General features: G+C 29.5%; 13 protein-coding genes, 1 other RNA gene and 1 riboswitch. Of the genes, 2 read left to right on the top strand and 12 right to left on the bottom strand.

Features of this window, described 5'->3' with window-relative positions; all coding sequences use genetic code 11:
• Positions 1-45 precede the first annotated feature (45 nt).
• Positions 46-261, top strand: a complete 216-nt coding sequence (locus CLPUN_RS21235; RefSeq protein WP_077849225.1) for a hypothetical protein — start codon at positions 46-48, stop codon at positions 259-261.
• Positions 262-563: 302 nt separating this feature from the next.
• Here CLPUN_RS21235 and ssrS read toward each other — a convergent pair.
• From ssrS to CLPUN_RS21215, 4 genes are all read right to left on the bottom strand, one after another.
• Positions 564-756, bottom strand: a non-coding RNA gene (gene ssrS / locus CLPUN_RS21230) — 6S RNA.
• Between the two features lie 56 nt (positions 757-812).
• Entirely contained in the window at positions 813-1,211 is a 399-nt protein-coding gene (locus CLPUN_RS21225) for a hypothetical protein (RefSeq protein WP_077849224.1), read from the bottom strand.
• Positions 1,212-1,229: 18 nt separating this feature from the next.
• A complete protein-coding gene (locus CLPUN_RS21220; protein ID WP_077849228.1) occupies positions 1,230-1,475 on the bottom strand; it encodes a DUF1292 domain-containing protein in 246 nt (81 codons plus the stop codon).
• A 279-nt stretch (positions 1,476-1,754) separates the two neighbouring features.
• The gene (locus tag CLPUN_RS21215) at positions 1,755-2,312 is read right to left on the bottom strand and encodes an ECF transporter S component (RefSeq protein ID WP_077849223.1); all 558 of its coding nucleotides are present in this window, start codon (positions 2,310-2,312) and stop codon (positions 1,755-1,757) included.
• A 358-nt stretch (positions 2,313-2,670) separates the two neighbouring features.
• On the opposite strand from CLPUN_RS21215, the gene CLPUN_RS21210 reads away from it, so the two are divergent.
• Entirely contained in the window at positions 2,671-3,477 is an 807-nt protein-coding gene (locus CLPUN_RS21210; RefSeq protein ID WP_077849222.1) for an MBL fold metallo-hydrolase, read from the top strand.
• A gap of 207 nt (positions 3,478-3,684) precedes the next feature.
• On the opposite strand, the gene CLPUN_RS21205 is transcribed toward CLPUN_RS21210, so the two are convergent.
• The 8 genes from CLPUN_RS21205 to CLPUN_RS21170 all read right to left on the bottom strand — a co-directional run bounded on the left by CLPUN_RS21205 (position 3,685) and on the right by CLPUN_RS21170 (position 14,149).
• Positions 3,685-4,794: an acyltransferase gene (locus tag CLPUN_RS21205; RefSeq protein WP_077849221.1), complete on the bottom strand. Its 1,110-nt coding sequence runs from the start codon at positions 4,792-4,794 to the stop codon at positions 3,685-3,687.
• Between the two features lie 279 nt (positions 4,795-5,073).
• Positions 5,074-7,479, bottom strand: a complete 2,406-nt coding sequence (locus CLPUN_RS21200) for a homocysteine S-methyltransferase family protein (RefSeq protein WP_077849227.1) — start codon at positions 7,477-7,479, stop codon at positions 5,074-5,076.
• Positions 7,469-8,152 (bottom strand): vitamin B12 dependent-methionine synthase activation domain-containing protein, encoded by a 684-nt coding sequence (locus CLPUN_RS21195; protein WP_077849220.1) that lies wholly within the window; start codon positions 8,150-8,152, stop codon positions 7,469-7,471. The genes CLPUN_RS21200 and CLPUN_RS21195 overlap by 11 nt, the downstream gene beginning before the upstream one ends.
• 187 nt (positions 8,153-8,339) lie before the next feature.
• The gene (locus CLPUN_RS21190; protein ID WP_077849219.1) at positions 8,340-8,801 is read right to left on the bottom strand and encodes an S-ribosylhomocysteine lyase; all 462 of its coding nucleotides are present in this window, start codon (positions 8,799-8,801) and stop codon (positions 8,340-8,342) included.
• Positions 8,802-8,910: 109 nt separating this feature from the next.
• A riboswitch (SAM riboswitch) is annotated at positions 8,911-9,021 on the bottom strand.
• Between the two features lie 180 nt (positions 9,022-9,201).
• Positions 9,202-10,158, bottom strand: a complete 957-nt coding sequence (locus CLPUN_RS21185; RefSeq protein WP_077849218.1) for an MraY family glycosyltransferase — start codon at positions 10,156-10,158, stop codon at positions 9,202-9,204.
• Between the two features lie 196 nt (positions 10,159-10,354).
• Complete coding sequence (locus CLPUN_RS21180; RefSeq protein WP_077849217.1) at positions 10,355-10,996, bottom strand: V-type ATP synthase subunit D; 642 nt, start codon at positions 10,994-10,996, stop codon at positions 10,355-10,357.
• A 3-nt stretch (positions 10,997-10,999) separates the two neighbouring features.
• On the bottom strand, positions 11,000-12,379 hold the full coding sequence (locus CLPUN_RS21175) for a V-type ATP synthase subunit B (protein ID WP_077849216.1): 1,380 nt from the start codon (positions 12,377-12,379) through the stop codon (positions 11,000-11,002).
• On the bottom strand, positions 12,380-14,149 hold the full coding sequence (locus tag CLPUN_RS21170; protein WP_077849215.1) for a V-type ATP synthase subunit A: 1,770 nt from the start codon (positions 14,147-14,149) through the stop codon (positions 12,380-12,382).
• Between the last annotated feature and the right edge of the window lie 37 nt (positions 14,150-14,186).

The following is a 14,186-nucleotide window of genomic DNA, read 5'->3' as shown; positions in this document are numbered from 1 at the left end:
ATATATTTATAATAACAATAAAATATATTCTCAGGAGGTGTGGTTATGAAAAAACACATATTTTCTAGACTAAAATGTAATATATTACTTAGAAAGCACTTACTCAATCTATTATTATTATTTTTTTCACCAAGTACTAAATTTATGATTGCTTTATCTCAAAATTTGGACAAGTTTATTGTTTTGTATCAAAAAGAACTATTTTCTTCATTTAACCACAAACAAAATAATTCTAAATCTGTTAAAGAAGTAGCAGCGTAATATAAATACTTCAGATAAATTATAAATATACAAAAATGGTTATATGCCACTTTTCATAGTAGACATTAAGTTTCTAGCCTTAGCTTAATGCTACCTATAACCTAGCTAAACTAAATTTAGCTAGGTTTTTTCAAAAATTGTTACATTACTGTATTTTTCAGGCTTATTTCTCTAACGTTTTACGTTTACAACTTTATACATATTTACTTCTAAATCTATACAAATTCTTTATTTCAGCATTGAAAAACCATATATTTTTAACATAAAAAAAGCACCTCATTACTGAGGTGTTGATTTCAATTATAGCTCCCGACATGCCGTTCACCTATATATTCAATGCCTGCGCCTCGCAGGTGGGTTAAACTCAATTCACTTCTGCCTTCTTCTATCATAATAAATGATTTAAATGAAGCTTGACATTTATGAATTTGTTGTAAATCCCGATAATGTAATGTAGGTTGAATATCATAAGCTTTGCGCACATCCCAGGAAATCTATAATCCTATTATATCATAACATTTTATATTTTCAAGAGTATTTTAATTCCAATTTTACTGATAGTAATCGTTTAAAATATCTTCCATCTCAGAATCAGTTAATTCATCTGAAAAAGCTGCTATGAATTTGAAATATCCGCTATCTCCATTTTCCATTCCAATTTCTTTATATTTAGCTTCGATCTCATATTCTTCCATTATTTCTTCAATTATTGATTCAACATTATCTACTGCGATGTCTCTTAAATATGGAAGATAATATTCTTTATACCATTCATCGCTTTCTGGATCAAAATCACTTTCCTCCGTTGAATAAGCCTTTGCTGCATTTATTTCTTCTTTATCAAAATCATAATAAAATTTTAATATCACATAATTACTTTTTTTCTTTAATTCTTCTATATCAGCTAAATCATTATCTTCTAAATAGTTTATTATTTCCGAACTCTTCATAAATTTCACCTCTTCTACTTAGTACAATAATTTTTTATATTCTTTTTTTATTTCTTCAAATTCTTTATCATCTTCTACAAGATTCAATTCTTCATTACCATTTGCATCTACATCTATTCTAAAAGCAAACATGTCTTCACTTTCGTCTTCTAATGGTGATAATAATAAGTAACCTTGTTCTTCTAAATAAATCTTTGCTACTGCCTCAAAATCAACTTTATTTCCATCTTCATCTTTAAATGACATTATTTCTTTTTCTTCCAAAACATTCACCTCATTTTTTATTTTAGACATATTCAATAAATATCCTGTTAATTATTCTTTATCCTATGTCAAACTTAAAACTTATTTTCTTCATAGATTCATTGATTAATTTAAATAATAACTAATCTATTATAACTAATTTTAAATTTATTCTAACCTTATTATATGATATTTAACATTTTTGTCTATATTTTTTTAATATTTTTTCCCTAAATTCTAAATATATTCTAAGCATAAAAAATGCTTAATGCATTTTTTATATTACATTAAGCTCGTGATTTAAATTTTCGAATTCTCTACCAATAAGTCTTCATGCTCATTCCTAAATTCCCCAAAAACACTGTAAATATCTTTATTTCTCGCCTTTGCTACTGCTTTAACTACTGCATATGCTATTATACTATCGGCAGTATGATGTAATATTGCCCCAACAGCTGTTACTATTAATAATTGATAAACATTTAATCCTATAAAAGGTATTACAACTAACATTTCTAATAATCCATGAATAGGTGCTGTAATAACTACTGCTTTAATATAGCTTTGATTGCTAATAATTATTTTTGCTCCAATATAACCAACAAGGATATGCGTTGCTGCTCTTGCTACTACTGGTGCTGGTGTTCCTGATATCAAAAAACCAATTGTAGAACCAACCCCAACTACAATTGCCACTACTGGTGATATTAACATAGCTAACATCATTGGTACGTGTGCTGCCAACGTAGCTGTAAAAGGTGGAATGATAATCTTTAAAAATCCAAATTGAATAGGAATTATAATTGCAAGTGCAGTAAGTAATCCTGCATATACCATTTGTTTTATCTTATTGTTCATTTTAATTATTGCCTCTCTTTCTCGCTGTATATACATTAGTATATATCATATATACTCACAAGTAAATATTTTTATAAATTTTCTACATTTTCAATATTGCATAAACTAAAATAAATTTAAAACTCTTTGTATAATGTTGTATTTATTCTACATACCTTTTATAATATAATTTGCTTTATAAACTTATTTATGCATTATATAATTATGAAAATTTTATAATTAGTTGTATTCTATAATCCTATACTGTTCATTTTTCAATATATACTTAATTTTGTTTTTAACTTTTAATTATGGAATGTGATAATTTAAGTATTTTATGCTATTATTTTAAATTATATATATTTTAGGAGATGTAAATATGGAAAAAATAAATATACTCGGCACTGGCTCTGCTATGGTTACTAAATGTTATAACACATGTTTTACTTTATCAAGTGATGATGAACACTTTCTTATAGATGCTGGCGGTGGTAATACTATATTGTCAAACTTAGAAAAATTAAATATATCTATAAATCAAATACATAATATGTTTATTTCTCATAATCATAATGATCATATATTAGGTAGTGTTTGGGTTATTCGAGCTATAGCCCAAAGTATATTAAATGATAAATACACTGGAAATTTAAATATTTATTGCCATGAAACTTCAATAAATGCAATAAGAACAATTTGTTCATTTGTACTTCAAAAAAAATTCTTAAAGCTATTTGATATTAGAATTTTATTTAATGAAATTAAGGATAATGATACGACTAAAATATTAGATAGAACTACCACTTTTTTTGATATACATAGTACAAAAGATCTTCAGCATGGATTTAAAACAATCTTATCTAATGGCAAATCTCTAACTTTTTTAGGAGATGAACCTTATAGAGAAACTGTAAAATCTCATAGTGAAAACGTAGATTATCTATTCCACGAAGCCTTTTGCCTTTATTCTCAAAGAGATATATTTAAGCCTTATGAAAAACATCATGCAACAGCAAAAGATGCATGTAAAAATGCTAAAGAACTAAATGTTAAGAATATTATTTTATATCATACTGAAGACAAAAATTTGCAAAATAGAAAAGAACTTTACATAAATGAGGGCAAGGAAGAATTTAATGGAAATATTTATATGCCTGATGATTTAGATGTTATAGATTTAATATAAATATTTACATAGATAGTTAACAACTTTATTAAATCAAAATGTAATTTCTAAATAAATAACAAAAACCATGAATTAAGCGTATTTTTACTCTTAATGCATGGTTATGTTATACCATAAAAGTTAATGTTTTTACAATTTTGATTGGTTATTTCTCATTCTTAATATGAAAATCCATTCTGTATACAAAAATAACAATTCAATATTTTACTAAACTTCTTTTGTAAACTCTAACTTAAAATCAAAATTTATATATGAACGTTTAGCACCTGTTATATATTCGGAATATGGAATGTAACTGATAATTTTCATAAGTACTGGTGTTATTATTACAGTTATAATCAAAGTTAAAATTCCTACAAAAAGATAATTTCTAGTATCTAACTCTATAATAATTTTATTTGATATATAATTAATAACAATAATATGTGCCATATAAGCTCCAAATGAATAATCACCTATAAATTTCAATATTTTATAAACCTTATTTCTTTCTGATAGTCTGACAGCAGCTAAGTAAAACACTAATATTGAAACTACCATATGTAATAGATATATTAATTTTATAGATTCGGCTTTTTCTATTTCATCTAAATAAGAGTACACAAATAAAAAACTATAACTAACAAGAATAATGCTTTTATATTGTATAATTTTTCTTTTTAGGTATTCATAATTTAAAATAAAATAAATACCTAATAAAAAATATAAATACCAAAATAGTGCTGATATATCTATAATTCTTTGCTGTAATTCAGTTGGTATTCCAAATATAAAATTTCCTAGACTATTAGAAACATCATTTTGAAATCGAAGTGTTAGATAATACAAGCAAAAGAAAAATATGAAGGTTCCTATTCTTATTTTAGCTTTCATTAAATGTATTTTCTTTACAATCCAAAGTATAATAGGAAAGCAAAAAAAAATTCCTAGTACCATCCCCATATACCATAGATGAAATGCTCCATTTCCTGCAATTACTTGGAGGAAGAAATCCTGAAATCTATCCTCATTTCCAAGTTCAATCATATTGATTGCAGACCATATCATATAAGGTATAAGTATATATTTTACTCTTTTTAAATAATAACTTTTGCAATCAAACTTTTTAAAATGCGCATAAAAAAGAGCTACTGCACTTATAAAAAGAAAGATTGGCACTGCTGGTTTGCCCATCACATAAAGTAACTTCATTATAGTAAAACTGCTATAAGGAATTCCTTCAATATTAGAATACCCTCCCAATGTATGTTGAACTACAACAAAAATAAATGCTATCGCTCGTAAAACGTCAATTTCATATAACCGTTCTTGTTTCATTTATAACTCCTCGTTTTTTATTAAAATTTGAATATTGATTCAGTACTTGTCCACCCATTTAGTAAATATTTTAAATAATCTCCTTCTAAAAATTTCATCTGGGCCTTAATATGGCAACGAATAATTTAAATTGTCTTGCTTTCTATGTTTATATCAAAAAAAGCACTATAATATATACTCTTTTCATGGTTATATATTAAATATAACATAACAAAGAAAGAGAATACATATTGCATCCTCTTTCTGTTTTCCATTGTCACACTCTAAGCATCTATCATACTAAGCTAATACTTTCTTTGCAATTTCTACTGATTCTTTTGCATCCTTAGCATAAAAATCAGCACCTATTCTTTCAGCCGAATCTGCTGTTAATACTGCTCCACCAACGAATATCTTACCAGTATAACCATCTTCTCTTAATGCTTTTATTGTTTCTTCCATGCTTCTAACAGTTGTTGTCATAAGTGCACTTAATCCGATTAAAGAAACATTATGCTTTTTTGCTTCTGAAACAACAGTTTCAATAGGAACATCCTTACCTAAATCTATCATTTCATATCCATAGTTCTCTAAAATAACTTTTACTATATTCTTTCCTATATCATGAATATCACCTTTCACAGTTGCAACTATTATCTTGCCCTTTGATATAGAATTAGAATTACTCTTAGCTATTTCAGCCTTTAACACATCGAAAGCATTTTTTACAGTTTCAGCTGATTGTATTAATTGAGGTAAGAATAATTCTCCCTTTTCATATTTATCTCCAACTTCATCTAAGGCTGGAATCAAATATTTATTAACTATTTCAAGTTCTTCATATTGTTTTAAAAGTTCTATTGTAGCTTGTTTTGCTTCTTCCTTTAGCCCTTTTACAACTATATATCTTAAATCATGTTCCTTATTAGAATGATTTCCACTATTTGAATTATCATTACTCTTCATAGTAACAGTGCTCTTTAAATCAATATTAGCATAGTTTTTAATATATACCTCTGCACTCTTATCATAATTATATAAAACATTATAAGAATGTATAACTCTAGTCATACCATCTGCATTTGGGTTAATTATAGGTAAATCTAAGCCATTTGCAAGTGCTAATGCTAAAAATGTTTCATTTATTAACTCCCTATTTGGAAGACCAAATGATATATTTGAAACTCCAAGTACAGTCTTTACTCCTAATTTCTCCTTTACCATTCTTACAGCTTTTAATGTCTCTTGAACTTCTTCTTGTTGTGCTGATACAGTAAGCACTAAACAGTCAATAAATACATCTTCTTTCCTTATTCCATATTCAGCTGCTCTTTTTACAATCTTTTCTGCTATAGCAAATCTTTCTTCAGCTTTAGCTGGAATTCCATTATCATCTAAAGTTAATCCTACAACACTAGCTCCATATTTTTTTACTAACGGAAGTATTGCACTTAAAACTTTCTCTTCTCCATTTACTGAATTTAATATAGCCTTTCCATTATAATATCTTAAACCTGCTTCTATGGCACCAATGTCTGATGAATCTATTTGAAGCGGAGTATCTATTATTCCTTGTATTTCCCTAACTATCTTACGCATCATCTTAGGTTCATTAATTTCAGGTAATCCTACATTAACATCCAAAATATGTGCCCCTGCTTCTATTTGGGAAATAGCTTGCTTTAAAATATAATCTAAATCTTCATTTTTTAATGCTTCTTTAAATAATTTCTTTCCAGTTGGATTAATTCTTTCACCTATAATTCTAACTCCATCTATTCTTACAACCTTTGATGGTGTACAAATTGCAGAATAATTTTCATTCTCTACTGGCTTTAGCTTTTTATTTTTTACTCTAAGAAATAATTCTCTTATATAATCTGGAGTTGTTCCACAACATCCACCAATTACTCTAACTCCTGAATTAATAAAACTACATAAAGTATCAGCAAATTCTTCCTTTGTCACATCATATTTTATTTCATTTCCTATTGATAGCGTCGGAAGTCCAGCATTAGGCTGCACCATTACCGGAATATGTGCTAAACTGCATATTTCTTCAATCACAGGTTTTAATTGTTTTGGTCCAAGTGAGCAGTTAACTCCAAGAGCATCTACTCCAAGACCTTCCAAAACAAGTACCATAGCTTCTGGAGAACATCCTGTGAATGTTCTTAAATTTTCTTCAAAAGTCATAGTGCAAAATACAGGTAATTCTGAATTTTCCTTTGCTGCAAGCACTGCTGCCTTAAGCTCATATAAATCTGTCATGGTTTCAATTAGAATTATATCAGCACCTGATTTAGCCCCTTGCACAATTTGACGTTTAAAAATTTCATATGCTCTGTCAAAGCTTAAAGTTCCCATGGGCTCCAAAAGTTCTCCTATTGGTCCAACATCTAAAGCAATGTACGTATCACTATTTCCCTTTGCCTTTTTAACAATTTTTACAGCTGAATCTATAACTTCTTCAACTTCTAAATTACAAAGCTTTAATTTTAGTTCATTTGCTCCAAAGGTATTAGTGGTTATTACATTTGCTCCACTATCTATGTATTCTCTATGAATTTCTTCTATTACACCTGGTTCCTTTAAATTTAAAACTTCTGGATTTTCTCCAAGTTTTAAACCTTTTTTTTGAAGCATGGTCCCCATTGCCCCATCAAAAATTAAAATATTATCTTTTATATATTTATTAAGCCCCACAACTTTCGCCCTCTTTTCTAAAACTGCAATTTTCATAATTACTACATTCCATACAGCTCTTTCTTTTCTTTTCAATTCCATTATTCACTATTCCTATTATTGCCGTAACAGACTTTCTGGGAAATAATAAATTATTTTCTGATACGGTGAGCCCTATTTTCTTTTCTGCATCTAAAGCTCTTAGGAAGCTATTTTGAACATCTAAAGGCAAATCTCCATATCCAGGACTATACCTAAATGTTATATTCATTCCATTTGCAACTGCTTTTTCTTTAACATTATTTTCAACTATATCACATACTTCCTCTACTGCCGTTGTAGCACAGGCATCTAATATAAGTGCCTTTGTTAAATTAGTTTTTTCATATAATCTTGTTTGTCTTTCTATTTCATTTCCTAAGGTTACTGCCATTAACACACATTCTCTTGAATTCTTTAAATGTTCTTTTATGTCATCACCTTTTAATATTAAGTTTGTAGTAATAACCTCTACTCCATTGTCAATTGGTTTTATATTTTTATAAGAATACACAACTCTAGGTTTTATTATTTTTTTTATTTCTTCTCTACACTCTTCAATTGTATTAATCAAATTTTCATCTATATCCTGACCTCTATGGCCAAGATATCTAAGTACCTCAGCTTTACTTATCTCAAGTTTAAAAATCTCCATGCATATAGACCCCCTTTTTCACTTAATAATTAACAGGGAACAGTTAATAGCGTTTTGATACAATTTCAACTAGAAATTGTATTACTATATTTAAATACATATTGCATTTTTTCTTAATTATCAAAATATATACATATTTATTCCTTTATTGTCAACTATCAAATTTCATTAAAGAATTATTAAATTGTTATTTTCCATAAATATTTAAAGAGAATCCCTTTTCTAACACATCTTTTGCATATTCCTTTGCTCCAAATAAGGATAAATCTCTGTAATTTCCGCATTGAACTGCATTTGCTGCTGGTATTTCAGTTGCATCTAAAATTGCTTTTAAAGATGTTTCTAATGCTTCCTTTATTTCAGCTACTTCTCTTTCACCCCAGATTGAAAGATAAAATCCTGTTCTGCATCCCATTGGAGATAAATCTATTATTCCCTCTAAATGATTTCTAAGTTCGTGGGCTAATAAATGTTCTAATCCATGCATTGCCGCAGTACCAAATGCTTCTTTATTAGGTTGTAAAAATCTCAAGTCAAATTTAGTAACCTTATCTCCATGAGTTCCATCAAGAACACAGCATCTTCTTACAAAAGGTGCTTTAACCTTATTATGGTCTAATTCAAAGCTTTCTACGTTTTTCTTATTCATTATATATATTCCTCCATTTATTATGATTTTTATGTGACATGAAATAATTTAAATATAGCTAAGTAAAAAAAGCCTAAAGGTATTCCTTTAGGCTTAAAAGCTCTTAAATACCTTATCTATCAGTTCTTACACTGCAGGATTTAGCACCTTATATATTCACGCAGAATACATCGGTTGCTGGGTTTCTTAGGGCCAGTCCCTCCACCACTCTTGATAAGTTCTTATATTTAGTACATTATATATTATAAAATCTCTTTTGTAAAGATTTTATTACAACGAATTCTGACTCGCATTTGCTAAATAAAAATTTCTCACAAACCATTTTTTGCAAGTTAACTCATATGCATATGTTAACTAAGTTAGAGAAAACCAATATAAAATTTGATTCTCGCTTATATACCTATCTTTTTATTAATAACAAAACTATAGAAATTGCACTAAAAGTGAAACTCATTACCATTATGTAATTTATAATTTGAACAGTTGAAAAACCTTTTTCCTCCAACCTAAAATGTATTTGGCTTCTATCTGCTTGATATACTGGTTTTCCTTCTGAGAATCTCTTAAAAATAACAAATAAATTATCAAAAATTGGTACTGCTAAAGCAAGTATTGGTATAAATAAGCTTAAAACAGTTGCTTGCTTAAATGCACCATCTAATGCTGTAATACTTAAAATAAATCCTAAAAAATTTGCTCCTGAATCTCCCATAAATACTTTTGCTGGATATTTATTGTAGTACAGGAATCCCAAAATAGCTCCTGCAAGTATTATCGACACTAGTGCTGATTCAGGTTGACTTAATATTATTGCAGCTAAAAAAAATGTTATAGCTGAGATCAAAGATAATCCTCCAGCTAATCCATCCATTCCATCTGACCAATTTATTACAGTAGTTACTCCAAATATCCATGTAATTGTCAAGAAAAATTGTATTGTTGGATTTAATTCTATAAAAATTCCTGTAATAGGATTAGTGAAGCCTTCAAAAACAATCCCAGCCTTAAATACCAAAACTGCCGACAATAACTGAATAACTAATCTAGGCAATATTTTAAATTCTTTTCCTTTTGTTTTATACCAATCATCTATTAATCCAATTAATACTATCATTGTTGCTGCCATAAACACAGTTATCTGTTGATGAAAACCATCTCTTACCCTTACAAATATAAAGTAAGAAATAAAAAAACCAATATATAAGGCTATCCCACCACACAAAGGGGTTGGTTTTTTATGCTGTTTACGTTTATTGGGTTTATCTGTAAAATGCAATTTACTAGCTAGTTTCATAAGAAATGGCATGGTAATTAGTGCAATTATAAGTGAAACTACCATTGCTAATATATAATTCATCTTTCCTACTCCTTAGTTAAGTTCTATTTGAGTAAATTATAACCAAGTTTTCCATCTTGGTTTATATCCCATTTGATTATACTATTAAAGATATTTTATATCAATTACAAAATTATTAAACTTTAAACCATGAAAATAAAAAACTGCCATAAAATAATTTTGAAAAAATCATTTTATGGCAACATTTTAATAAGATTTAACCTCTTTGTTCAATCATGCTCTTAACTTTCATTGATCTAGTTATAGATGCTCTTTCATTTTCATCTAATCTCATTTTAATGTATTTTATTGTTTCTTCCAAATCTGGAATTGTCCTATATTCAAGAGCATTAACTCTTCTTCTAGTCTTTTCAATTTCATCAGCCATAAGCTGGCAAGCTTTTTCGACTTCTGCAAGTCTTAAAAGCTGCGGAAGAATTCCATAAAGCTTAGAAAGCGTATCATCAAGTTCAGAAGAAGTATTGTCAAATCCATAAGGATATATGCTCCCCTCATCCCCTTCAAGTTGTCTTTCGAAGTTCATTACTGGAACAGATACACTCATTATATTTTTTTCTGTAACTTCAACTGAAATATGTTCTTTAGGATAAACAATTGCTTCTTCTAAAAACTCTGAACTCATTACAGCTCTTGCCATAACAAAATCTTTTAATAAACTCTGCAATTGTTCTTCTACTTCTTTTCGTAGTTTATTATTATCTTTAACAAGACTAATAAATTGCCTAATTAATTCATCTTGTTTATCCTTTAAAAGCTTGTGGCTTCTAGTTGATGTTGCTAATGTCTTTTTAAGATTCGCGAGCTCCATTCTAGTAGAATTGACGTTTAACTTTGCCATAGACTACGCTTCCTCTCTTACCATGTATTTTTCAAGATACTCATCTCTAATTCTCTTAAGTTCAGATCTTGGAATCATCTTTAATAATTTCCAGCCTAAATCTAAAGTTTCCTTAATTGTTCTATTAGCATTAAACCCTTGTGATACATATTTTTCTTCAAATGCTTCTGCAAATTTAGCAAGCTTCTTATCAGTATCACTTAATGCTGATTCTCCAAGTATTGCTGATAATTCTTTTGCCTGCTTACCTTGAGAATATGCTGAAAATAATTGATTCCTAGTATCTGCATGATCTTCTCTAGTCTTCCCTTTTCCAATACCTTTATCTTTAAGTCTTGAAAGCGATGGAAGCACATCAATAGGAGGCGTTATCCCCTTTTTATATAATTCTCTTGAAAGAATAATTTGACCTTCTGTAATATATCCAGTTAAATCTGGAATTGGATGAGTTTTATCATCTTCAGGCATTGTAAGTATTGGAATTTGAGTGATTGAACCCTCTTTTCCTCTAATTCTCCCTGCTCTTTCATATAATGTAGAAAGATCAGTGTATAAGTATCCTGGATATCCACGTCTTCCTGGAACTTCTTTTCTTGCTGCTGAAATTTCTCTTAATGCTTCAGCATAATTTGTAATATCAGTCATTATAACAAGTACATGCATTCCTAATTCATAAGCTAAATACTCTGCAGTTGTAAGTGCCATTCTTGGAGTTGCTATTCTTTCAATTGCAGGGTCAGCTGCAAGATTCATAAATAAAACTGATCTATCAATAGCTCCTGTTTCCTTAAATTCATCTACGAAAAATTGAGCATCTTCAAAAGTAATACCTATCGCTGCAAATACAACAGCAAATTTAGAATCTGAATTTAAAACTTTTGCTTGTCTTGCAATTTGTGCAGCAAGAGATGCATGTGGAAGACCTGCACCTGAAAAAATAGGTAACTTTTGCCCTCTAACTAGTGTATTAAGTCCATCAATTGCTGAAATACCTGTCTGAATAAATTCTGATGGATAATCTCTAGCCACTGGATTAATAGCTTCTCCATTTATATCTAATCTTTTTTCTGGTATTATATCTGGTCCATTATCCTTAGCTCTACCCATACCATCAAAAACTCTGCCTAACATATCTTCAGACACACCAATTTCAAGTGGTTTTCCTAAGAATTTAACTTTAGTATTTTTTAAGTTAATCCCTGAAGATCCCTCAAAAATTTGAACCATTGCTTTTGATCCATTAACTTCAAGAACTTTACCGCGTCGCATTTCACCAGTTTGAAGTTCTATTTCAACTAATTCATCATATTTAACGCCTTCAACACCTTCAACAACCATCAAAGGGCCAACAACTTCTGTTACTGTTTTATATTCTTTAATCATTTAATGGCCTCCTTTGTTTATAAGGTCTTCAATTGCTGCTTTTAAATCTATCAAAATTTGATCTATATTTTTTAAATCTTTTTCATTTATATATTTACTTCTTGCAATTCTATCTTTTAAATCTTCAAGCTCTAATATGTTGCTTAAATAAACTCCTGCTTCTAAGGCTCTTTCAGCTTCTCTCTTATATTCAATAATAAGCTTTAACATTTTATATTGTTTATTTAATGAAGTATAAGTATCAACTTCATGGAAACTGTTTTGTTGCAAGTAATCTTCTCTTATAGATTTAGCTACATCAAGCTTTAATCTATCCTTTTCTAAAAGTGCATCGATACCAACAAGTCTTACAATTTCTTGAAGGCTGGCTTCTTCTTGAAGCAAAGTCATAGCTTCTATTCTAAGTTTTCCAAAATCCTCTTCAACATTTTCATTCATCCAATTATCAACAGTATCTGCATATAATGAATATGAACTCAACCAATTAATTGCTGGAAAATGTCTTTGATAAGCAAGACCCGCATCTAATCCCCAGAAAACTTTAACAATTCTAAGGGTAGATTGTGAAACTGGCTCTGAAATATCTCCTCCAGGTGGTGATACTGCACCAATTGCTGTAATCGATCCTATTCTATTTTCATCACCTAAACATTTAACCATTCCAGCTCTTTCATAATATTCTGCAAGTCTTGATCCTAAATATGCTGGATATCCTTCATCTCCTGGCATTTCTTCGAGTCTACCAGACATTTCTCTTAAAGCTTCTGCCCATCTTGAAGTTGAATCTGCCATAATTGATACTGAGTATCCCATATCTCTGAAATATTCAGCTATAGTAATACCTGTATATATTGAAGCTTCTCTAGCTGCAACTGGCATATTTGAAGTATTAGCTATAAGAACAGTTCTCATCATTAAACTTTCTCCAGTTTTTAGATCAACTAGTTCTGGGAATTCATTTAAAACATCAGTCATTTCGTTACCACGTTCTCCACAGCCAACATAAACAACTATTTCAGTATCTCCCCATTTAGCAATTTGATGCTGTGTAACTGTTTTTCCAGCTCCAAATGGACCTGGAATTGAAGCTGCTCCACCTTTAGCTACTGGGAAAAATGTATCTATAACTCTTTGTCCTGTAAGCATTGGTTCAACTGGATTAATTTTTGCTACATATGGTCTACCTTTTCTTACTGGCCATTTTTGCATTAATGTTACTTCTTTATCTCCATTTGTAGTTTCAACAACACAAATAGTTTTAGTAACTGTGAATTCTCCATCTTTAATTTCCTTAATCTTACCTTCGATCCCTACTGGTATCATTATTCTTTGTTCAACAACCGCAGTTTCCTGAACTGTTCCAATAACAACTCCAGGTACTACTTCATCTCCAACTTTTACAATGCTCTTAAAGCTCCACTCTTTAGTTCTATTTAATGATGGAACTGAAATACCTTTTTTCAAGAAGTTAGATTGTGCTGCTTCCATAAATGCATTTAGCGGTCTTTGTATTCCATCAAACATTGATTCAATAAGTCCCGGCCCAAGTTCCACACTTAATGGCTCTCCAGTAGTTACCACTGAATCTCCGGGTCCTATTCCTAATGTTTCTTCGTATACTTGGATTGATGCCTTATCGCCTCTCATTTCGATAATTTCACCAATAAGTCCATTTTGTCCAACCTTACAAACGTCATATATATTTGCTTCATCCATACCTTCGGCAACTACCAAAGGTCCTGAAACTTTAATTATCTTTCCGGTCTTCACCTTTTCAACCCCTGCCTTTCTTCAGTTAACAGTTAAT

Source organism: Clostridium puniceum (genome assembly GCF_002006345.1).
GTDB classification, from domain to species: Bacteria; Bacillota; Clostridia; order Clostridiales; family Clostridiaceae; genus Clostridium; species Clostridium puniceum.
The sequence above is the reverse complement of the archived record's forward strand: the minus strand, read 5'-3'. Positions and strand labels throughout refer to the sequence as shown.